The organism is Blastococcus saxobsidens (genome assembly GCF_002938435.1).
Classification (GTDB): domain Bacteria; phylum Actinomycetota; class Actinomycetes; order Mycobacteriales; family Geodermatophilaceae; genus Blastococcus; species Blastococcus saxobsidens.
In genome coordinates this window covers 37598-57622 of the sequence record NZ_POQT01000019.1, presented here as the reverse complement: position 1 = coordinate 57622, position 20025 = coordinate 37598, and the positions used below count along the sequence as shown (strand labels likewise).

The window sequence follows — 20025 nt, the reverse complement described above, 5'->3', positions numbered from 1 at the left end:
TGGCGGGCCCCTGCAGCGGGGCCGCAGGGCCAGGCAGGATGGACCCGTGACGCCTGCCTGGCCCGTGCCGCACCACCCATCCCCTGTCGACGCCGTCGTCGGCCTGCCGGGCTCCAAGTCCCTCACCGCCCGGGCGCTGGTGCTCGCGGCGCTGGCCGACGGGCCGAGCCGCCTGGTCCGCCCGCTGCGGGCCCGCGACACCGACCTGATGGCCGGTGCGCTGCGGGCTCTCGGGGTGCGGATCGTCGAGGACGGCGAGGACTGGCTGGTCACGCCCGGCACGCTGCACGGCCCGGTCACGGTCGACGCCGGGCTGGCCGGCACGATCCTGCGCTTTCTCCCGCCGGTGGCCGCGCTCGCCGACGGCGCGGTGACCGTCGACGGCGACGTGCGGCTGCGCGAGCGACCCAACGCCGGGCTGATCGCCGCCCTCCGCGCGCTGGACGTCGAGGTGGACGACGACGGCCGTGGGCGGGCGCCGTTCACCGTGCGCGGCACGGGCAGGGTGCGCGGCGGTGCCGTGACCGTCGACGCGAGCGAGTCCTCGCAGATCGTCTCCGGGCTGCTGCTGGCCGCGGCGAGGTTCGACGCGGGCATCGACCTCGCCCTCACCGGCGGGGTCCCCTCGATGCCGCACGTCGAGATGACCGTGACGACGCTGCGCGAGCACGGCGTCGACGTCGAGGCGACCGACCGCGGCTGGCGCGTGGCCTCGGGCCCGGTGCGCGCGCTGGACCGGGTGGTGGAACCCGACCTCTCCAACGCCGCCCCGTTCCTCGCGGCGGCGCTGGTCACCGGCGGGCAGGTGACGGTGCGCGACTGGCCGGAGCGGACCACCCAGCCCGGCGCGCAGCTCGACCGCCTCCTGGCGGAGATGGGGGCCGAGGTGGCCCGCACCGCCGACGGCGGGCTGCGGGTCACCGGTGGGGCCGCGATCCGGCCGCTGGTCGCCGACCTGGGCGAGGTGGGTGAGCTGACCCCCGTGCTGGCCGCGCTCTGCGCCCTGGCCGACGGGCCGTCGCGGCTCACCGGGATCGGGCACCTGCGCGGCCACGAGACCGACCGCCTGCAGGCCCTCGACGAGGTGCTCAGCGCCGTCGGCGCGCGGGTGCGCCAGCTGCCCGACGGCCTGGAGATCGAGCCCGGACCGAGCCGGCCCGCGCAGCTCGACTCCTACGCCGACCACCGGATGGTCATGGCCGCCGCCGTGCTCGGGCTGGTCGTCGAGGGCGTGACCGTGGCCGACCCCGGCGCGGTGACCAAGACCCTCCCGGACTTCCGCGAGCGGTGGGCGGGCCTGCTCGGCGAGCGGATCGGGGCGCACTCCTGAGCGGCCACCAGCGCGATGCCCGGCGGATGGACGAGGACGACGTCCGGGTCCGGCCCAGCCGGCGCGGCTCGCGGCCTCGCACGCGCACCCGCCCCACCCACGACGACGCCGTCCCCGGCCTGGTGATCGCCGTCGACCGGGGACGGATGACGGTCCGCGTCGAGGGCCCCGACGGCGCCCCGGTCGACGTCACGGCCATGCGGGCGCGGGAGCTCGGGCGGCACGGCGTCGTCGTCGGCGACCGGGTGCGCGTCGTGGGCGACACCAGCGGGCGGACCGACACGCTGGCCCGCATCGTGGTCATCGAGGAGCGGACCACCTCGCTGCGCCGCACCGCCGACGACACCGACCCCACCGAGCGCGTGGTCGTCGCCAACGCCGACCTGCTGGTCGTCGTCACCTCGGTCACCGACCCGGAGCCGGCGCTGGGCTTCCTGGACCGGTGCCTGGTCGCCGCCTACGCCGGCGGGCTCGAGCCGCTGCTGTGCCTGACAAAGACCGACCTCGCCTCGCCGCAGCCGCTGCTGGACCGCTACGCCGGGCTGAGCCTGGACGCCGTGCCCATGTCCCGGGAGCTCCCGCTGGAGGACCTGGTGGGCCGGTTGAGGGACCGGATGAGCGTCTTCGTCGGCCAGTCCGGCGTGGGCAAGTCCACGCTGGTCAACCGGCTCGTACCCGACGCACTGCGGGCCACCGGCGACGTGAGCAAGATCGGCAAGGGCCGGCACACGTCGTCGTCGGCCGTGCTCGTCGACCTGCCGGGCGGCGGCACCGTCATCGACACCCCGGGCATCCGCTCGTTCGGGTTGGCGCACGTCACCGCCGACGACGTCCTCTCCGCGTTCGAGGACATCGCCGAGGCGGCGACGGACTGCCCGCCGCTGTGCGGGCACACCGCGGAGGACCCGGACTGCGCGCTGGACGCGTGGGCCGCCGCGATGCCGGAGCGCCGCGAGGACCAGCTCCGGGCGCTCCGGGTCCTGCTCGGCGCCGTCGGCCAGGTCGGCCCCGGCTACTGAAAGACCCCGTCCTCTCACCCCTCGCTCCGCTCGGCGCGAGCCTCCGGACGGGGCCGTTCCAGCACCTCACCACCACCGGCGCGGGACCACGAACAGCGCGTCGTCCATGGGCTCGTCGACCGCCTCGATGCGCAGGTCGTGCCCGTGCCCCGGGCGCAGCCCACCGAGCTCCTCGGTCAGCACGCACACACCGGTCCCCACGTCCAGCCGCACCCGGTAGGCGTCCGGGTACTCCGCCAGGATCTGCTGCGGGTGGTCGCGGTACTCGTCCAGGTCCACCTCCCGCGAGCGGAGCAGCGGGCAGCAGCCGCAGCGCGGCTCGTACGCCGGCGTCGGCCGGACGACGGCCTCCCAGGCCGGGCGCCCCCCGTGGTCGACCTCCGCCAGCGAGCGCACGTCCAGGGCGGCCACCAGGGCGTCGGTGTCCCGATCACGCCCGTCGGCCAGCTCCACCGGGTCCAGCATCGCCACCCAGTGGTAGTCCTGGTGCATCGGGTCGTCCAGGTCGTGTTCCCACGACCGGCGCCGCTCCGCGACCAGCCCGTCCGGGCGGGCCGCTGGCCCCGGCGCCGGGTTCCTGGGCGGCTCCCGGACCACCTGCAGGAGGTCGCCGTCCCGCGACTCCACGCGCAGCCGGTCCGGGCGCCGGAGCCAGGCCCGCACCGCACCCGGCTTCCACCGGTCCGCCGGCCAGCTCACGCCGAAGCGCAGCGTCGTCCACCGCCACGGCGAGGAGCGCGCGAGCGCTGCGAAGGCGTCGACGGTCGGGGTGGCCACCCGGAGAGTCTCCGGCCCGGCCCGCGCCCCCGTCGAACGACTTGTCGACATCCCGTGATGTCGACGCATCGACCCTGCTGAAGCGGCGAGATCGCGGGATCTCGGCGGGGCTCAGACCTCGACGTGACCGCCGCTGCGCCAGTAGACGCCGGCGTCGCGGCTGAGCAGCCCCTCGTCGACCAGGTAGCGGCGCAGCGCGGCGACGTCCGGGTGCCAGACGGCGAGCAGCGCGTTGACCTCCCGCTCCGGGTACCGGACGCCGGGCTCGAACACGCGCACCAGGTGGTCGAGGACCACCAGCCGCTTGCTGCGCTGCGCGGGTACGGACACCAGCCGGCCGTCGCGGACGAACGCCGACAGGACGGCGTCCTGGGCCGGGTCGTCCGACAGCGGTTCCGGCGCCGGAGCGGCCTCGGCGGCGGCCCGGGCGGCTGCGCCGAACCGGTCGGTGTGCAGGGCGAGCACGTGCCCGTCGCGGTGCACCAGCCCCGCCCGCGCCAGCCGCCGGGCGGCCAGGGCGACGTCCTTGAGACCCATGCCCGAGGCCTGCGCCACCTCCTCGATGGTGCCGGCGCCGAGCGCCAGGGCCGCCACCACCTTCAGCCGCACCGGGTCGGCGAGCAGCCCCACGATCGTCGCTGCGTCCACGCCCTCGACGGTATCCGTGCATCCCCCGGCGGGCGCCGGGTAGGGACGGACGCATGGTGAGCCCCATCGACATCCAGAAGGCACTGTCCGGCATGGACTACCCGGCGTCGAAGGACCAGATCGTCCAGCACGCCGAGCAGAACGGCGGCGACGGCGAGGTCCTCGAGGCCCTGAGGAAGATCTCCGACCGGGAGTACGAAGGTCCGAGCGGGGTCAGTTCCGCGGTCTTCGACTGACCGCCCGCTAGGTTGGGTGCCCATGACGTCGGGTCGGGGCTTTTCAGAGGACATGCGGCTGGCACACGTGCTGGCCGACCAGGCCGACTCGATCAGCATGGACCGGTTCAAGGCGCAGGACCTGACCGTCGAGACCAAGCCCGACCTCACCCCGGTCACCGACGCGGACCGGGCCGTCGAGGAGCAGCTGCGGATCACCCTCAGCCGGGCCCGCACGCGTGACGCCGTCATGGGCGAGGAGTTCGGCACCACCGGGCACGGCTCCCGCCGCTGGATCCTCGACCCGATCGACGGCACCAAGAACTTCGTCCGCGGCGTCCCGGTGTGGGCCACGCTGATCGCCCTGGTCGACGGCGACGAGCCCGTCGTCGGGCTGGTCTCGGCACCGGCGCTCAACAAGCGCTGGTGGGCTGCCAAGGACGTCGGCGCCTGGACCGGGCGGCGGCTGGAGTCCGCCACCCGCTGCCGCGTCTCGGAGGTCGGCGCGATCGACGACGCCAGCCTCAGCTACTCCAGCCTGTCCGGCTGGGAGGAGCGCGGCCTCCTCGACGGGTTCCTCGACCTCACCCGGTCGGTGTGGCGCACCCGCGCCTACGGCGACTTCTGGAGCTACGTGCTGCTGGCCGAGGGCGCCGTGGACGTCGCCTGCGAGCCCGAGGTCTCGCTCTGGGACCTCGCCGCCCTCGACGTCATCGTCCGCGAGGCCGGCGGCCGGTTCACCGACGTCACCGGCAGTCCCGGTCCCGCCGGCGGCAGCGCGCTGGCCACCAACGGCAAGCTGCACGACGCCGCGCTCGGCCTGCTCCGGCCTGCGGGGCGGCCCACCGCCGTCTGACGGCGGCGGACCGGCCCCGGTCGGTCAGTGCCCGGAGCCGGGACCCGGGCCGCGACCGCCCTGGACGCGACGGCGGACGTCCTCGATCTTCGCCCGGGTCTTCGGGTCCTTGGCCAGCTCCTGCGCCTTGGCCGTGGCCTGTGCGATCGCCTGCTTGCCCTTGGGGCTGTTGGCCAGCTGGACGACCTTGCTGAACAGCGATGCCATGGTGAGCTCGCCCCCTCTTCCTCGCCGGGGCCGTGATCGGCCCCGCTGCTCGGTCAACGGTGCCCGCGCCGCCCGCGTTCCATGCCGCAGCTCGGGCTCGCGGCTCGACCAGCGGCCCGACGCCCCGCCGGGGCACCACATCAACCTCCGCCTCGGCCACCACCGCACCGCCGTCGTCGAGCGCGACGAGCTCGAGCCCGCTGGTCCCGAGATCGGCGCCGAGGAACACCTCGCCCACGGCGCCGGTCAGCGCTCCGGGCTGTCGCCGTAGGAGTAGCCGGCGTCGACGTACCGGCTGCCCGCGGCGACCCCGGGCGGGGCGATGGCGTCCAGCCGAGCCAGGTCCTCCGCCGTGAGGTCCACGTCGACGGCGCCGACGTTCTCCTCCAGGTAGCCGCGCCGCTTGGTCCCGGGGATGGGGACGACGTCGTCGCCCTGGGCCAGCACCCAGGCCAGGGCCAGCTGCCCTGGCGCCACGCCCTTCGCCGTCGCCAGCTCGCGGACGACGTCCACCAGCCGCAGGTTCGCGTCGAACGCCTCGCCGGTGAAGCGCGGGTGGCCGCGCCGCCAGTCGTCGGCGTCGAAGTCGTCGGGACTGCTGATCGCGCCCGTGAGGAAACCCCGGCCCAGGGGGCTGAACGGCACGATCCCGATGCCGTGCTGCCGGGCGACGCCGACCACCGTGTCCCCGCCCGCCCCGGCCACCTCCAGGTCGCGGGTCCACAGCGACCACTCGCTCTGCAGCGCCGCGATCGGGTGCACGGCCACCGCGCGGCGGACGGACGCGGCCGACGCCTCGGACAGCCCGAGGTACCGCACCTTCCCCTGGTCGACCAGCTCGGCCATCGCGCCGACCGTGTCCTCGATCGGCACCTGCGGGTCGACCCGGTGCTGGTAGTAGAGGTCGATCACGTCGACCCCCAACCGGCGCAGGCTCGCCTCGGCGCAGGCGCGGACGTTCTCCGGCCGGCCGTCGATCCGCATGCCGCCGTCCGCGGTCCGCGGTCCGCGACAGCGAGAACTTGGTGGCCAGCTGCACCTCGTCCCGGCGCCCGGCGATGGCCTCGCCGACGAGCTCCTCGTTGTGGCCGGAGCCGTAGACGTCGGAGGTGTCGAGGAACGTGACGCCGAGGTCGAGGGCCCGGTGGCCGGTGGCGATCGACTCCGACCGGTCGGCGGCGCCGTACATCTGGCTCATGCCCATGCAGCCCAGGCCCAGGGTGGAGACGGTCAGGCCGCCGAGGGTCCGGGTGCCGACGGATGCGGACGAGGTCATGCCCGCATCCTCGTCCCGGGTGCGTCCGGCCCGCCACCGGCGACGCGGTGCCCGGACGCCCGTCTGGTGGGATGGTCGGATGCGGACCGGGCGCACGCCCGGCCGTCTGAGGAGGACGTCACCGTGCAGTACGCCGAGTCCGTCGTCGACCTGATCGGCAACACACCGCTGGTGCGGTTGTCGTCGATCACCCGCCACCTGGGCGAGAACGCCCCGCTGGTGCTGGCCAAGGTCGAGTACCTCAACCCCGGCGGGTCGGTGAAGGACCGGATCGCCGTCCGGATGGTCGACGCCGCGGAGGCCAGCGGCGAGCTGAAGCCGGGCGGGACGATCGTGGAGCCCACCAGCGGCAACACCGGCATCGGGCTGGCCCTCGTGGCCCAGCAGCGCGGCTACCGCTGCATCTTCGTGTGCCCCGACAAGGTCGGGCAGGAGAAGATCAACGTGCTCAAGGCCTACGGCGCCGAGGTCGTCGTCTGCCCGACCGCCGTCGACCCCGCCGACCCGCGGTCCTACTACTCGGTGTCGGACCGGCTGACCCGCGAGACGCCGGGCGCCTGGAAGCCCGACCAGTACTCCAACCCGAACAACCCGCGGTCGCACTACGAGACGACCGGCCCGGAGATCTGGGCGCAGACCGAGGGACGCATCACGCACTTCGTGACCGGCGTCGGCACCGGCGGCACGATCAGCGGGATCGGCCGCTACCTCAAGGAGGCCTCCGGCGGACGGGTGCAGGTCATCGGCGCCGACCCCGAGGGCTCCGTCTACTCCGGCGGCACCGGCCGCCCGTACCTGGTCGAGGGGGTCGGCGAGGACTTCTGGCCCGACGCCTACGACCGCTCGATCGCCGACGACATCGTGCCGGTGTCCGACGGGGACTCCTTCGCCATGACGCGGCGGCTCGCCCGCGAGGAGGGTCTGCTGGTCGGCGGCTCCTGCGGCATGGCCGTGGCCGCGGCGCTGCGCGTGGCCGAGGGCCTCACCGAGGACGACGTCCTGGTGGTGCTGCTGCCCGACGGCGGCCGCGGCTACCTGAACAAGATCTTCAACGACGCCTGGATGGCCGACTACGGGTTCGTGGAGGCCACCGGCGGCGAGACCGTCGGCGAGCTGCTGCACACCAAGTCCGGCGAGACGCCGACGCTGGTGCACACCCACCCGAACGAGACCGTCCGCGACGCCATCGACATCCTGCGCGAGTACGGCGTCAGCCAGCTGCCGGTCGTGCGCGCCGAGCCTCCGGTCACCGCCGGGGAGGTCGTCGGCTCGATCGACGAGAAGGCCCTGCTCGACGCCCTCTTCGCCGGCCGGGCCTCGCTGGCCGACCGGGTGGAGAAGCACATGTCCCCGCCGCTGCCGATCGTCGGCTCGGGTGAGGCGGTCAGCGCCGCGGTGGCCCAGCTGGGTTCGGCCGACGCGCTGCTCGTGCACGTCGACGGCAAGCCCGCCGGCGTGGTCACCCGGCAGGACGTGCTCGGCCACCTCGCCGGCGTGGGTCAGGCCGCGTCGTGACCGGCTTCAACACCCGCGCCATCCACGCCGGGCAGGACCCGGACCCGGCTACCGGCGCGGTCATCCCCCCGATGCACCTGACGACCACCTACAAGCAGGACGGCGTCGGCGGGCTGCGCGGCGGCTACGAGTACAGCCGCAGCGGCAACCCGACGCGGGACACGCTGCACGCCGCGCTGGCCGCGCTCGAGGAGGGGACGACGGCCCTGGCGTTCGCCTCCGGGCTCGCCGCGGAGGACACCCTGCTGCGCACCGCCTGCCGCTCCGGCGACCACGTCGTCCTGGGTGGCGACGCGTACGGCGGCACGTTCCGGCTGATCTCCCGCGTGCTGTCGGAGTGGGGGCTTGAGCACACCCCGGTCGCCCTGGACGACCCCGACGCGCTGCGCGCCGCGATCCGGCCCACGACGCGCGTGGTCTGGTGCGAGACGCCCAGCAACCCGCTGCTGAACATCACCGACATCGAGCGCACCGCGGCGATCGCGCACGAGGCCGGCGCCCTGCTCGTCGTGGACAACACCTTCGCCTCGCCCTACCTGCAGCGGCCGCTCACGCTCGGCGCCGACGTCGTCGTGCACTCGACGACGAAGTACCTCGGCGGGCACTCCGACGTCGTCGGCGGGGCACTCGTCACCCGGGACGCGACGCTCGGCGAGCAGCTGGCGTACAACCACAACGCGATGGGCGCGGTCGCGAGCCCGTTCGACGCGTGGATGGTGCTGCGCAGCCTCAAGACGCTCGGCGTCCGGATGGACCGGCACTGCGCCAACGCCGCCCGGGTCGCGGAGTTCCTCTCCGCCCGGTCCGACGTCGCTTCCGTCCTCTACCCGGGGCTGCCCGACCACCCCGGCCACGAGACCGCCGCGCGCCAGATGTCCGGCTTCGGCGGCATGATCTCCTTCCGGCTGCGGGACGGCGAGGACGCGGCGCTGACGGTGTGCGAGCGGACGCAGCTGTTCACCCTCGCCGAGTCCCTCGGCGGGGTGGAGTCGCTGATCGAGCACCCGGGGCGGATGACCCACGCCAGCGCCGCCGGTTCGCCGCTCGAGGTGCCGGCCGACCTCGTCCGGCTGTCGGTCGGCATCGAGGACGTCGACGACCTGCTCGCCGACCTCGAGCAGGCGATGGGCTGACGCCGGTGGAGCACACCGTCCGGCCCGTGCGGGCGCACGAGTGGCAGCAGATCAGGACGCTGCGACTGGAGGCGCTGTCGGACGAGGCCGCGCCGCAGGCCTTCCTGGAGACGTACGCGCAGGCCGCCGGCCGCCTGGACGAGTTCTGGCAGGAGCGGGCCCGCGGGTCGTCGGTCGACGCCGGCCCGGACGCGGACGCCCGCCAGTTCGTCGCGATCACCGGCGACGGCACCTGGGTCGGCACCGCCGTCGGGCTGGTCGAGAAGGCCGGTGCCGTGGACTTCCAGGGCTCGGTCGTCGAGGAGCCCGGTGGGCACGTCGCCGGGGTCTACCTGCACCCCGACCACCGCGGCCGGGGCGTGATGGACCTCCTGTTCGAGGCGGTCACCGACTGGCTGCGCGGCCTGGGGCTACCCCGCGTGCGGCTCTACGTGCATGCGGACAACACCTGCGCCCAGCGCTTCTACGAGAAGGCCGGGTTCCGGGACACGGGTGACCGCTTCACCGGCAGCATCGGCCCGGAGATCGAGATGGCCCGTCCGCTCTGATCGGCGTCAGCGAGGGGCGGTGAGGATCCTCGGGCCGTCCTCGGTGACGGCGACCGTGTGCTCGACGTGCGCGGCCCGGCTGCCGTCGGCGCTGCGCAGCGTCCAGCCGTCGGCGTCGACGGTGTAGTCGTCGCTGCCCCCGGCCAGGAACCACGGCTCGATGGCGATGACCAGGCCGGGACGCAGCGGCACCCCGCGGCCCGGACGGCCCTCGTTGGGCACGCTCGGCGCCTCGTGCATGGTGCGACCCACCCCGTGCCCGCCCTGGTCGGTGTTGATGCCGCACCCGCCGGCCCGGCCGACGGTCCCGATCGCGGCGGAGATGTCGCCGACCCGGTTGCCGACGACGGCCGCGGCGATGCCCGCCTCCAGCGCCCGCTCGGTGGTGGCCACGAGCCGGAGGTCCTCGGGCCGCGGGGTGCCGATCGGATAGGTCATCGCGGCGTCGCCGACCCAGCCGTCGAGCACCGCGCCGGCGTCCACGCTGAGCAGGTCGCCGTCCTCGAGCTCCTCCGGCGTCGGGATGCCGTGCAGGGCGACGTCGTTGACCGACAGGCACAGCACACCGGGGAACGGCGGGGTCGTCGGCAGCGGCGCGTACCCGAGGAACGGCGACGTAGCACCGGCGTCGGCCAGGACGTCGCGGGCGATGGAGTCGAGCTGGGTCAGCCGGACCCCGGGCGCCGCCGCGGCCCGCACCGCGGCGTGCATGTCGGCGACGACCGCGCCGGCGGCCCGCATCGCATCCAGTTCGCCGGGGGTGCGCAGCTCGATCACGGTGTCTCCTCGCAGCTTCCGGTGTTGCTGTCCCGGTATGGGAAGGACCACGTCCTCCTCACCCCCCGCACGCTCGGGGCGAGCCTCCGGACGGGCCGGGAAAAGAGCCTAGGCGCCCTGCTGCGGCAGGTCCGGGGCGACCGGTCCCCCGCGGAGGTGGCGGCCACCTCCGGCGTGGGCCTCGAGGTGCTGCGCACGATCGAGTCAGGGCGGGTGCCGACGCCCACGTTCTTCACCTTGGCCGCGCTCGCGCACGCCCTCGGCCTGCCCCTCGACGAGCTGGCCGAGCAGCTCGGCGGGCTCGCCGACCGGGCCGGCGCTCACCGCCTGGGTCAGGCGGCCGGGTCCGCCGTCAGCACCGTCGTGAAGTGCTCGACCACCGGGAACGGGTCGTAGAAGGAGTGCAATAGCGCCCGCCACTGCTGGTAGGCGGCAGAGCCGCGGAAGCCCTCCGTGTGGTCCTCCAGCCGGTCCCACTCGACCAGCAGCAGGTAGCCCGTGTCCCGCTCGAGGCAGCGGGACAGGGTGAGCCGGCGGAAGCCGGGACTGGTGGCGATGAACCGCCGGGCCTCGGTGAACGCCGCCTCGAAGGCCGCCTGCTCCCCGGGCCGCACGGTGAGCAGGGCGTGTTCGAGGATCACGCGAGCACGGTACGGGGCAGGGGAACGAGATCGCCCGCACGCCGGTTGTGGCCCGTGACCGCCCAGCGAGGAGACCACCATGAGCACCACCGAGAGCACCCGTGACCTGGCCGCCCTCGAGGCCGAGCGCGGCCGGATCCGCGACGCCTACCTCAGGCCGGCGGGCGAGCGCCCCGCCTCCACCGCCCGGGGGCTGCACCACACCGCGCTGATCAGCCAGGACGTCGAGCGGACCGTCCGCTTCTACCAGGACGTCCTCGGCTTCCCCCTGACCGAGCTGATCGAGAACCGCGACTACCCGGGCTCCTCGCACTTCTTCTTCGACATCGGCCACGGCAACCTGCTGGCCTTCTTCGACTTCCCCGGCCTGGACGTCGGGCCGTACGCCGAGGTGCTCGGCGGCCTGCACCACATGGCCATCAGCGTCGACCCGCAGCGCTGGGAGGAGCTCGTGCAGCGGCTCACCGAGGCCGGGGTCGCGCACGAGGTCCACAGCGGCGTCTCGGTGTACTTCCGCGACCCCGACGGCGCCCGGATCGAGCTCATCGCCGACCCGCTCGGCGAGATGTACGGCCACCAGGTCCTCTAGACGCCGGAAGCGGGACGTCCGAGGGACGTCCCGCCTACGGCGGAGTGCTCCCGGTCAGACGTCGCGGTCGGCGACGAGGTCGGAGTAGTCGGGGTGCCGCTCGATCCAGCCGGCCACGAACGAGCAGCTCGCCACCACGGAGCCGCCGCGGGAGCGCACCTCGTCCAGCGCGGCGCGCACCAGCGTGCTGCCGAGCCCGGACTGCCCGGCGTCCGGGTCGACCTCGGTGTGGTGGAAGACGAAGGTGTCACCCCGCCGCTGGTAGGCGGCCAGACCCAGGACGCGGTCGCCGTCCCGGATCTCGAACCGCTCGGACTCGGGGACGTCGATGACGGTGGTCTCCATGCCGGGAGTCAACCGGCGGCCCCGGCCGGCTGTTCCGACACCAGCGCCAGTGCCCTCGTCGGGCACTGCTGCACGGCCGCCTCGACGTCGGGCAGGTCACCGGCCTCCGGTTCCGGCCGCAGCACCGCCACGACGCCGTCGTCGCCCACCTCGAAGAAGTCGGGCGCCAGCGCCTCGCACGCCCCCGAGCCGACGCACCGCTCGCCGTCGAGCACGATCCGCGTCATGCGTCGCCTCCCAGTCGGGCGGGCAGGCGCTTGAGGCCGTTGACGAAGGAGGACCGCAGCCGCGCCGGCGGACCGGTGATCTCCAGGTCGGGCAGCTGCTCGAACACCTTGCGGAAGGTGACCGCGAGCTCCCGGCGGGCCAGGTGGGCACCCAGGCAGAAGTGCGGCCCCTTCGACCCGAAACCGACGTGCGGGTTCGGGTCCCGTGCCAGGTCGAAGCGGTGCGGCTCGGCGAAGACCGCGGGGTCCCGGTTGGCCGCGGCGTAGAAGAGCAGGAACTTGTCACCGGCGGCGAAGCGGTAGCCGTTCAGCTCGCCGTCCTGCGTGGCGGTCCGGCGCATCCAGGTGATCGGGCTGGTCCAGCGGACGATCTCCTCCACCGCGGTGCGGGTCAGCTCGGGCTCGGCGACCCAGCGGGCCCGCTGCTCCGGGTGCTCCTGCAGCGCCAGCAGTCCCTGGGAGATGGCGTTGCGCGTGGTCTCGTTGCCGGCCACCAGCAGCAGGATGAAGAAGGACGCGATCTCCTGGTGGCTGAGCCGCTCGCCGTCCACCTCGGTGGTGACCAGCGCGGTGGTGAGGTCGTCGCGCGGGTTTCCCACGCGCTCGGCGGCCAGGCGCTCCATCAGCCCGGCCAGCTCGATGCCGGCCATCAGCAGGCCGGTCAGCGGGTCGTCCGCGTCCTCGACGAGCTCCGGGTCACCGCCGGAGAGGATCACGTTCGACTTCGCCAGGACCATCGCCCGATCCTCGGCGGGGATGCCCATCATGTCGCAGATGACCCGCAGCGGGATCGGCGCGGCCAGGTCGGCGACGACGTCGATGGTGCCGTCCCCTGCCGCCGCCTTCCACCGCGCCTCGGCGAGCACCTCGTCGACGATGCTCTCCACCGAGCCGACGACCCGCTCGAGCATCCGCGGCGAGAACGTCTTGGAGACGATCCGCCGGATCCGGGCGTGCCGGGGGTCGTCCATGCTGATCAGCGACCCGTAGAAGTCGTTCAGGTCGGCCGGGATGTCCTGGATGGAAACCGCCCCCTTGCCGGAGCAGAAGACGGCCGGCTGGCAGCTGATCGCCTCCAGGTCGGCGTACCGGGTGACCGCGTGGTAGCCGGGACCGCTCTCCAGGTTCGGGATCTCCGGCTCGGCGAAGAAGGCGAACGGGCGCACCTCGCGCAGCCGGTCGAAGACGGCGTGCCGCTCGGCCGGCGGGAGGAGCCAGAAGTCGCGGTCGGAGAGGTCGATGCCGAGGTCCTCGGCCCCGGCACGCCGCGGAAGCGGAACGGTTCCCTGCGTGGCTGCTGCGTCGACGGACACCTGGTCACTCCCCTGCGGATCGGTCGGTGACCGAACGCTAGAGACACGGACGGGTGACACACAACACACCCGGCCATATCGGCGGGGAAAAGGTTGCATCACGCACAACCGGGGGTGGGGAGGAACGACGAGGGCCCGGTCACCGTGGTGACCGGGCCCTCGTAGTGGTAGCGGGGACAGGATTCGAACCTGCGACCTCTGGGTTATGAGCCCAGCGAGCTACCGAGCTGCTCCACCCCGCGTCGGTAGACCAACCATACACCCGCGCCGATCCCATGCCGCAGCCCGGTCCGGGAGGGCCCGGAGACGGGCAGGATCCGCCCGTGACCGATGCCGCCCCGACCGCCGCCACGCCAGGACGGCTCCGCGCCGCCCAGGCGGAGTTCGCCCCGGAGACGACCTACCTGAACACGGCCGCCGTCGGCCTCCCGCCCCGGAGCACGGTGCGAGCGGTGCAGGAGGCGCTCGGCACCTGGCAGGCCGGGCGGGCTCACGCCCCGGACTACGACCGCTCCGTGGCGACGGCGCGCGCCGCGTACGCCGGCCTCGTCGGCGTCGAGCCCTCCGACGTGGCGATCGGCAGCACGGTCAGCGCCTTCGCCGGCCTCGTGGCGGCGGCGCTGCCCGACGGCAGCGAGGTGCTGACCGCGTCGGGTGAGTTCACCAGCGTGCTCTTCCCGTTCCTCGCCCAGGCCGCCCGCGGGGTACGGGTGCGCGAGGTGCCGCTCGAGGCCCTGCCGGACGCCGTCACGCCCGCCACCACCCTCGTCGCCGTGTCCGCCGTCCAGTCCGCCGACGGCCGGGTGGCCGACCTCGACGAGCTGACCCGGGCGACCGGGGCCACCGGCACCCGCGTGCTGCTGGACACCACCCAGGCGGTCGGCTGGCTGCCGGTCGACGCGGGCAGGTTCGCCTACACGACCGGCGGCGGCTACAAGTGGCTCCTCGGCCCGCGGGGCACCTGCTTCGCCACCGTCCGCGCCGACGCGCTGGACACCCTCGTCCCGCACTCGGCCGGGTGGTACGCCGGGGACGACCCCTGGACCAGCATCTACGGCACGCCGCTGCGGCTGGCCCCCGGCGCCCGCCGGTTCGACGTCTCCCCTGCCTGGCTCTCCTGGGTGGGGCAGGCACCCGCCCTCGAGCTGCTCAGCGGCGTCGGGCGGGAGGCGCTGCACGAGCACGCCGTGGGACTGGCCGACCGGTTCCGCGCCGCCGTCGGCCTCCCCCCGGGGAACTCCGCCATCGTGAGCCTCGCGGTGCCACCAGGGACCGACGCCGCCCTGGCCGCGGCCGGGGTGGTGGGCGGCATGCGCGCCGGCCGGCTGCGGCTGGCCTTCCACCTGCCCAACACCGAGGCCGACGCCGACCGCGCGGCGGAGGTGCTGGCCGGCCGGGTGCGCTGAGCCCGCCACGGGAGCGGCTACCGGGTGCTCGTGTGAGTCGTGGGACTGCCCTGTCCCACGTGCCCCAGGAGCGTTGCGCGCCTTCCCGCCGGGCACCACGCACCCGCCTACAGTCCGGCTCGTGGCGGGGGACATGACGACGAGCACGTTCGTCGGCGACCCGCAGCCGGTCGAGATCCACCACCGTGGGATCTGGTACTCCGGCGAGCTCCTGGGCTGGCGGCACACGTCCGACGGCCGCGTGTCCGTCCGGGTGCGGTGCACCGTCGACGGGCTGCGGCACTCGACGTGGAAGGAGCTCGCCGAGCTCCGGCTCCCCGACCCGGCGAACCCGCCGCGGCGCGAGCCGTTCCCGGCCGCCCCGGCCAGGCCGATGGCGGGCACCCCGGTGGCGGACGAGGACCGGACCCGTCCGAACAACGTCTTCACCGGTCTGAGCAACCGCCCCGGCAAGCCGGCGCACGTCCTCGCGCCGCCGGCACGCCCGGCGGGCGTCGACCCCGCTCCCCCGGCCCCCGTGCGCCGGCCCTCCGGGCAGCCGGTCGCGCACGCCGCCGCGGCCGCGACGCGGATCCGCCCGGTGCCCTACCGGCGCAGTGCCCAGCCGCGCCAGTCCGACCCGTGGTCGCGGGACTGGACGGACGCTCCCGTTCGCGACGAGCGCGACGAGCGCGACGACCGGCTCAGCACGGTCTGACCCCGACGACGACGAAGGCCCGGTCCCCTGGGGGACCGGGCCTTCGTGGTGGTAGCGGGGACAGGATTCGAACCTGCGACCTCTGGGTTATGAGCCCAGCGAGCTACCGAGCTGCTCCACCCCGCGTCGGTGAGATCAGGCTACCACCGGCGCGGGGGGTGGGTGCCGGCGGCCCGGCACCCACCCGCCGCGGAGGCCGCCGTCAGCCCCCTCCGCCGGCCTCCTGCTGCGCCCGCTGGTAGGCCGTCACAGCTTCCTGCAGATCGGCCAGCGCCTCGCCCTGACCGGCGAAGTCACCGGACCGCTGGGCGCCGGCCAGCGCCTCGAGCGCGGCGTTGATGTCCCGGACGGCCTGATCCATGTCCGGCGCGGCCGGCAGACCGTCCGTGCCGTCCGGAGGGATCGGCACGTCGGTCGGGTCGGCCGGCTGCTCCACGCCGGGGGTGTCCTCCCCCTCCTCCGCCTCGGTCGGCACCCCGTCGGCGTCGGACGCGACCACCCCTGCGCCGTCGCCGAACACCTGGTCCAGCGCCTCGGAGAGGGTGTTGGCGTAGCCGATGCGGTCACCGAAGTTGACCAGCACCCGCTGGAGCAGCGGGAAGCCGCCCTCCCCGGTGCTCTCCACGTAGAGCGGCTCCACGTACAGCAACCCGGCATCGCCGATCGGCAGCGTCAGCAGGTTGCCGAACACCGCGTCGGAGTTCGCGCTGTCGAAGAGAGTGAGGTCGGGGCGCACCTGGTTGTTGGTGATGAACGCGTTCTGCACCTGACCCGGACCGCGGAACGGCGTGTTGCCGGGCAGTTGCAGCACCTGGAGATCGCCGTAGGTCTCCGGCGCGCTCGACGCCGAGATGAACGCCGACAGGTTCTCCCGCTGGAAGGCGTTCAGCGCACTGGTCAGCTGGAACGTCGCCTCGTCGTCACCCGGCCGCTGGGCCAGGATGTAGTACGGCGGCTGGTTCTCCTCGACGTTCCGGGTCGGGTCGTCCGGGATCTGCCACCGGTCGCTACCCTCGTAGAAGGCGATCGGGTCGTCGACGTGGTACCGGGTCAGGATGTCCCGCTGCACCTTGAACAGGTCCTCCGGGTACCGGACGTGGCTGATCAGTTCCTCGCCCATCTCGCTCTTGGGCTCGACCACGCCGGGGAACGCCTTCATGAACGTCCTGAGGACCGGGTCCTCCTCGTCCCAGGCGTAGAGCGTCACCGTGCCGTCGTAGGCGTCGACGGTGGCCTTCACCGAGTTGCGGATGTAGTTCACCGTCTGGTTCGGCAGGGCGGTCGTGCCGGTGCCCGTGAGCGCGTCCGCCACCGCCTCGCCGAGCTGCATCTGCTCGGAGTAGGGGTAGAAGTCCGACGTCGTGTAGCCGTCGAGGATCCAGGTGACCCGGCCGTCGATCACCGCGGGGTACGGGTCGCCGTCGACCTCCAAGAAGGGCGCCACCTTCTCCACCCGCTCGCGCGGGTCGCGGACGTAGAGGACCTTCGACTCCTCGTTCACCGCGTTGGAGAGCAGGAAGTTCCGCTCCCGGTAGTAGATCGCGAAGGTCAGCTGCCGGAAGAAGCTTCCGACCGAGACGCCGCCCTCGCCCTCGTACGTGTTGTTGATCTGGCGATCCTCCGATCCGCCCTCCGGCAGGTCGAACTCCCGCGGCGCGACGCCCTCCGGAGCCCCGACCACCGAGTAGTCCTGGATCAGCTCGCCGTAGTAGATCCGGCTCTCCTCGACCGGGATGTCCCCCTGGGTCGGCAGGTCGCCCGTGGTGAAGTTCGGCTCGCCACCCTCGGAGCCGGCCACGACCTCGTTCGCCGGAGCGGCGACGAAACCGTGCCCGTGGGTGTAGACGGTGTGCCGGTTGATCCAGGTGCTCTGGTTCTCCGACAGCCCGGCGCTGTCCAGCTCGCGTACCGCCACCACGTAGTCACCGGTCTCGCCGTCGATGGTGTAACGGTCGATGTCGAGCTTCTCGGGGAACCCGTACACGTTGCGGATCTGCTGGCGGGCGGTGAACGTGTCGGTCAGGACGTTGGGGTCCAGCAGTCGGGCGTTCGGGATCGTCTCGGTGTCGTTCCGGAGCTCGGCCAGCGCGACGTCCGGGTCCACCTCGTCGCCCGTGGTCTGCTGCGCGTAGTCGACGTAGTCGATGTCGTCGAGACCGTAGGCCACCCGGGTCGACTCGATGGCCCGCTCGATGTAGGGGGCTTCCTTCTCGTTCGCGCTCGGGTTGACGACGAACTGCTGGACGATCGCCGGGTAGGCCACGCCGATGACCAGGCTCGACACCAGCAGCAGCACCAGTGCCGCGGCCGGCAGCAGGAAGTTGCGGACGACGATGTTGGCGAAGAACGCCAGGGCGCAGACCGCGGCGACGAAGACCAGGATCGTCTTGGGCACCAGCAGCGCGTTGACGTCGGTGTAGCTCGCGCCGGTGAAGACGCCACCGCGGTCGGAGTAGACCAGCCCGTACCGGTCCAGCCAGTAGGCGACCGCCTTGAGGGCGACGAACACGCCGAGCAGCACCGACAGCTGCACCCGGGCTCCCCCGGTCAGCTTCTGGCCGGGCGTCTGCAGCCGCAGCCCGCCGAAGATGTAGTGGGTGAGCAGCGAGCCGATCAGCGCCAGGATCGCGATGGCGAACCCGAAACCGAGCAGCAGCCGGTAGAAGGGGTAGTCGAAGACGAAGAACGACAGGTCGACACCGAACTGCGGGTCGGTCCGGCCGAAGTCGGTGCTGTTCCGGAAGGACAGCCACGTCTCCCAGTTCGCCTGGGCGGTGAAGCCGGCGAACAGGCCCAGCACGACGGCGATGCCGGTGAGCACCAGGCCGCGGCGCGACTCCAGCGACTGCCGGTAGCGCTCCAGGTTCTGCTGCTCCAGCGACATCGGCCGGAACGTGGGGCGGAACCGGTAGGCGAGGTACATCGCCAGCGCCGTCAGCCCGCCGGTGGCCACGCCGGCCACGGCGAAGAGCAGCACGCGGGTCTGGAGCTCGGTCCAGAACACCTCGGTGAAGCCGGTCGCGTCGAACCAGAGGTAGTCGACGTAGACGTTCGTCAGCGTCCCGACGACGGTGAACAGCGCCAGCAGCACGGCGATGGCGCCGATGACCAGCTTGGCGCGCCGCGACAGCGTCGGTACCGGCACGGGGGGCCGCATGGCCACGAGCGGGCTCCTTCAGTTGCAGGCGTGGCCCTGGGGGCCACGGTGGGACCGGCCGCGAGGGCCGGACGGTGCACGGCCGGGTGCACCCCGGCCTCCCCAGGACAACGCACCACGCGGCACGTGGTTCCCGGTCGGGCCGTGGTCGCCGTCGACCGTGCACAGCTTCCCCCACGGGGACGGCGTCGTGCCGCGGGGGCGGCGCGGCCGGACGTCCGGCCGGGGTGCCGAGGTCAGCAGGACTCGGGCGTCCGTCCGGCGCGGAGGTCGGCGAGCGCCTCCAGGGCGTCGTCGAGGGTGGCCACCTTGGCCATCGGGACACCGGTGTCGGGTGCGGCCACGGCCTCGGCGCAGTTCCCGGCCGGCACCAGGAAGAGCTCGGCGCCGATGTCGCGCGCGGCGGCCATCTTCAGCCCGATGCCGCCGATCGGCCCGACGGCGCCCTCCAGGTCGATCGTGCCCGTGCCGGCGACGGCCTTCCCGCCGGTGAGGTTCTCGTCGCCGACGAGATCGAGGATCCCGAGGGTCAGCATCAGACCGGCCGAGGGGCCGCCGACGTCGGCCACCTCGATGTCGACGTCGAACGGGGCGGAGGGCTGGTCGAGCACCGAGACGCCGAGCAGCGAGCCCTGCCGGTCCTCGGCCGCCCGCGTGGTGATGGTCGTCGTGCCCGGCTCGCCCAGCCGGGTGTAGCCGACGGTCACCGTCGTGCCGGCCGGGATGCCGCTCAGCACGTCGGCCAGCACCTGGGAGTCCGGCACCGGGCGCCCGTCGACCGACTCGAGGGCGTCGCCCTCCTCCAGCCGCCCCTCGGACGGCGACTCCGCCGGCACCTCCCGGACGACGACCTTCCGGGGGAAGCCCAGCTCGGCCAGCGCCACGCTCTCCGCCGCCTGCTCGGAGGTGATGAACGCCTGCCGGTTGGCCTGGCGGGTCTCCTCCTCGCTGCGGTCGGGTGGGTACACGGCCTCCTCGGGGACGACGGCGACCTCGTCGTCGAACCACCCACGCACGGCCTGCACGAGGCTGAGCCCGCCCCGGCTGACGCCGACCGTGGTCAGGGTCAGGGTGCCCTCGGTCTCGTCGGGCTCCCGTCCCTGCACCGAGATGATCGGCTCGCCGTCGATGTCGCCCAGGGTGTCGAAGGTGGGTCCGGGCACCTGCGCGACGTACGGCACCGGCACCGTGGTGCCGAGGACGCCGAACACCAGGAGCAGCACGGCGCCCACGCTGAGGACGGCGGTCCGACGGGTCACGAGGCGCGAGCCTATGTCGCGCCGCTGGAGGACGCCGGAGGCCCGCGGACCCGTGGCCCCGTCCGGAGGCTCGCCGCGAGCGTGCGAGCG

At 73.7% G+C, this 20025-nt stretch carries 22 protein-coding genes, 2 tRNA genes and 1 pseudogene; 12 read left to right on the top strand and 13 right to left on the bottom strand.

Going from position 1 to position 20025, the window contains the following annotated elements:
• Positions 1-46: 46 nt before the first annotated feature.
• A complete protein-coding gene (gene aroA, locus C5507_RS12845) occupies positions 47-1330 on the top strand; it encodes a 3-phosphoshikimate 1-carboxyvinyltransferase (RefSeq protein WP_104528914.1) in 1284 nt (427 codons plus the stop codon).
• 26 nt (positions 1331-1356) lie between these two features.
• Complete coding sequence (gene rsgA / locus C5507_RS12840; protein ID WP_104528913.1) at positions 1357-2349, top strand: ribosome small subunit-dependent GTPase A; 993 nt, start codon at positions 1357-1359, stop codon at positions 2347-2349.
• Positions 2350-2415: 66 nt separating this feature from the next.
• Here rsgA and C5507_RS12835 read toward each other — a convergent pair whose 3' ends face one another.
• Complete coding sequence (locus tag C5507_RS12835; RefSeq protein ID WP_104528912.1) at positions 2416-3126, bottom strand: hypothetical protein; 711 nt, start codon at positions 3124-3126, stop codon at positions 2416-2418.
• A gap of 111 nt (positions 3127-3237) precedes the next feature.
• Positions 3238-3774, bottom strand: a complete 537-nt coding sequence (locus C5507_RS12830; RefSeq protein WP_104528911.1) for a DUF2087 domain-containing protein — start codon at positions 3772-3774, stop codon at positions 3238-3240.
• Positions 3775-3827: 53 nt separating this feature from the next.
• Here C5507_RS12830 and C5507_RS12825 point away from each other — a divergent pair, with 53 nt between their 5' ends.
• Positions 3828-4010 (top strand): DUF2795 domain-containing protein, encoded by a 183-nt coding sequence (locus C5507_RS12825; RefSeq protein WP_104528910.1) that lies wholly within the window; start codon positions 3828-3830, stop codon positions 4008-4010.
• A gap of 22 nt (positions 4011-4032) precedes the next feature.
• Complete coding sequence (gene hisN / locus C5507_RS12820) at positions 4033-4845, top strand: histidinol-phosphatase (protein ID WP_104528909.1); 813 nt, start codon at positions 4033-4035, stop codon at positions 4843-4845.
• 24 nt (positions 4846-4869) lie between these two features.
• Here hisN and C5507_RS12815 read toward each other — a convergent pair whose 3' ends face one another.
• Positions 4870-5052 carry a hypothetical protein gene (locus C5507_RS12815; protein ID WP_104528908.1) on the bottom strand — a complete coding sequence of 61 codons (183 nt, stop codon included), beginning with the start codon at positions 5050-5052 and terminating at the stop codon, positions 4870-4872.
• A gap of 1 nt (position 5053) precedes the next feature.
• Here C5507_RS12815 and C5507_RS12810 point away from each other — a divergent pair, with 1 nt between their 5' ends.
• Positions 5054-5323, top strand: coding sequence for a hypothetical protein (locus C5507_RS12810; RefSeq protein ID WP_104528907.1), 270 nt, complete (start codon positions 5054-5056; stop codon positions 5321-5323).
• Here C5507_RS12810 and C5507_RS12805 read toward each other — a convergent pair.
• A pseudogene (locus C5507_RS12805) lies at positions 5299-6241 on the bottom strand (aldo/keto reductase). The gene C5507_RS12810 and the pseudogene C5507_RS12805 sit on opposite strands and share 25 nt — an antisense overlap.
• Positions 6242-6451: 210 nt before the next feature.
• Here C5507_RS12805 and C5507_RS12800 point away from each other — a divergent pair.
• Genes C5507_RS12800 through C5507_RS12790 form a run of 3 tightly spaced genes read left to right on the top strand, consistent with a single transcriptional unit; the run spans position 6452 to position 9524 of the window.
• Positions 6452-7843, top strand: a complete 1392-nt coding sequence (locus C5507_RS12800; protein WP_104528906.1) for a cystathionine beta-synthase — start codon at positions 6452-6454, stop codon at positions 7841-7843.
• Complete coding sequence (locus tag C5507_RS12795) at positions 7840-8976, top strand: cystathionine gamma-synthase (protein WP_104528905.1); 1137 nt, start codon at positions 7840-7842, stop codon at positions 8974-8976. Before C5507_RS12800 ends, C5507_RS12795 begins: the two co-directional genes overlap by 4 nt.
• A 5-nt stretch (positions 8977-8981) precedes the next feature.
• A complete protein-coding gene (locus tag C5507_RS12790) occupies positions 8982-9524 on the top strand; it encodes a GNAT family N-acetyltransferase (protein WP_104528904.1) in 543 nt (180 codons plus the stop codon).
• A gap of 6 nt (positions 9525-9530) precedes the next feature.
• Here the strand turns inward: C5507_RS12790 and map are convergent, their stop codons facing one another.
• On the bottom strand, positions 9531-10301 hold the full coding sequence (gene map / locus C5507_RS12785; RefSeq protein ID WP_104528903.1) for a type I methionyl aminopeptidase: 771 nt from the start codon (positions 10299-10301) through the stop codon (positions 9531-9533).
• A gap of 24 nt (positions 10302-10325) precedes the next feature.
• Between map and C5507_RS12780 the strand changes: the two genes are divergently transcribed.
• The gene (locus tag C5507_RS12780; RefSeq protein WP_249027825.1) at positions 10326-10697 is read left to right on the top strand and encodes a helix-turn-helix domain-containing protein; all 372 of its coding nucleotides are present in this window, start codon (positions 10326-10328) and stop codon (positions 10695-10697) included.
• On the opposite strand, the gene C5507_RS12775 is transcribed toward C5507_RS12780, so the two are convergent.
• Positions 10634-10942 (bottom strand): antibiotic biosynthesis monooxygenase family protein, encoded by a 309-nt coding sequence (locus tag C5507_RS12775; RefSeq protein ID WP_104528902.1) that lies wholly within the window; start codon positions 10940-10942, stop codon positions 10634-10636. The two genes, C5507_RS12780 and C5507_RS12775, sit on opposite strands and share 64 nt — an antisense overlap.
• 79 nt (positions 10943-11021) lie before the next feature.
• On the opposite strand from C5507_RS12775, the gene C5507_RS12770 reads away from it, so the two are divergent.
• Positions 11022-11531 (top strand): VOC family protein, encoded by a 510-nt coding sequence (locus C5507_RS12770; RefSeq protein WP_104528901.1) that lies wholly within the window; start codon positions 11022-11024, stop codon positions 11529-11531.
• 54 nt (positions 11532-11585) lie between these two features.
• Here the strand turns inward: C5507_RS12770 and C5507_RS12765 are convergent, their stop codons facing one another.
• The 4 genes from C5507_RS12765 to C5507_RS12750 form a co-directional block, all read right to left on the bottom strand.
• A complete protein-coding gene (locus C5507_RS12765) occupies positions 11586-11876 on the bottom strand; it encodes a GNAT family N-acetyltransferase (protein ID WP_104528900.1) in 291 nt (96 codons plus the stop codon).
• 8 nt (positions 11877-11884) lie between these two features.
• Positions 11885-12103, bottom strand: a complete 219-nt coding sequence (locus tag C5507_RS12760) for a ferredoxin (RefSeq protein ID WP_104528899.1) — start codon at positions 12101-12103, stop codon at positions 11885-11887.
• Positions 12100-13416, bottom strand: a complete 1317-nt coding sequence (locus C5507_RS12755; protein ID WP_242611139.1) for a cytochrome P450 — start codon at positions 13414-13416, stop codon at positions 12100-12102. Before C5507_RS12755 ends, C5507_RS12760 begins: the two co-directional genes overlap by 4 nt.
• A gap of 165 nt (positions 13417-13581) precedes the next feature.
• A tRNA-Met gene (locus C5507_RS12750) sits at positions 13582-13658 on the bottom strand.
• Between the two features lie 81 nt (positions 13659-13739).
• On the opposite strand from C5507_RS12750, the gene C5507_RS12745 reads away from it, so the two are divergent.
• Positions 13740-14822: an aminotransferase class V-fold PLP-dependent enzyme gene (locus tag C5507_RS12745; protein ID WP_207225811.1), complete on the top strand. Its 1083-nt coding sequence runs from the start codon at positions 13740-13742 to the stop codon at positions 14820-14822.
• 121 nt (positions 14823-14943) lie between these two features.
• A complete protein-coding gene (locus C5507_RS12740) occupies positions 14944-15519 on the top strand; it encodes a hypothetical protein (protein ID WP_130504251.1) in 576 nt (191 codons plus the stop codon).
• A 49-nt stretch (positions 15520-15568) separates the two neighbouring features.
• On the opposite strand, the gene C5507_RS12735 is transcribed toward C5507_RS12740, so the two are convergent.
• From C5507_RS12735 to C5507_RS12725, 3 genes are all read right to left on the bottom strand, one after another.
• A tRNA-Met gene (locus tag C5507_RS12735) sits at positions 15569-15645 on the bottom strand.
• A 76-nt stretch (positions 15646-15721) separates the two neighbouring features.
• Positions 15722-18676, bottom strand: a complete 2955-nt coding sequence (locus C5507_RS12730; protein WP_242611380.1) for a UPF0182 family membrane protein — start codon at positions 18674-18676, stop codon at positions 15722-15724.
• Positions 18677-18912: 236 nt separating this feature from the next.
• Positions 18913-19935 (bottom strand): YlbL family protein, encoded by a 1023-nt coding sequence (locus C5507_RS12725; protein ID WP_104528894.1) that lies wholly within the window; start codon positions 19933-19935, stop codon positions 18913-18915.
• Positions 19936-20025 lie beyond the last annotated feature (90 nt).

Bases quoted from the DNA above. Each gene is read 5' to 3' on its own strand.
- C5507_RS12815 (WP_104528908.1), bottom strand. From the start codon at position 5,052: ATGGCATCGCTGTTCAGCAAGGTCGTCCAGCTGGCCAACAGCCCCAAG.
- C5507_RS12730 (WP_242611380.1), bottom strand. From the start codon at position 18,676: ATGCGGCCCCCCGTGCCGGTACCGACGCTGTCGCGGCGCGCCAAGCTG.
- hisN (WP_104528909.1), top strand. From the start codon at position 4,033: ATGACGTCGGGTCGGGGCTTTTCAGAGGACATGCGGCTGGCACACGTG.
- C5507_RS12770 (WP_104528901.1), top strand. From the start codon at position 11,022: ATGAGCACCACCGAGAGCACCCGTGACCTGGCCGCCCTCGAGGCCGAG.
- C5507_RS12765 (WP_104528900.1), bottom strand. From the start codon at position 11,876: ATGGAGACCACCGTCATCGACGTCCCCGAGTCCGAGCGGTTCGAGATC.
- C5507_RS12825 (WP_104528910.1), top strand. From the start codon at position 3,828: ATGGTGAGCCCCATCGACATCCAGAAGGCACTGTCCGGCATGGACTAC.
- rsgA (WP_104528913.1), top strand. From the start codon at position 1,357: ATGGACGAGGACGACGTCCGGGTCCGGCCCAGCCGGCGCGGCTCGCGG.
- C5507_RS12760 (WP_104528899.1), bottom strand. From the start codon at position 12,103: ATGACGCGGATCGTGCTCGACGGCGAGCGGTGCGTCGGCTCGGGGGCG.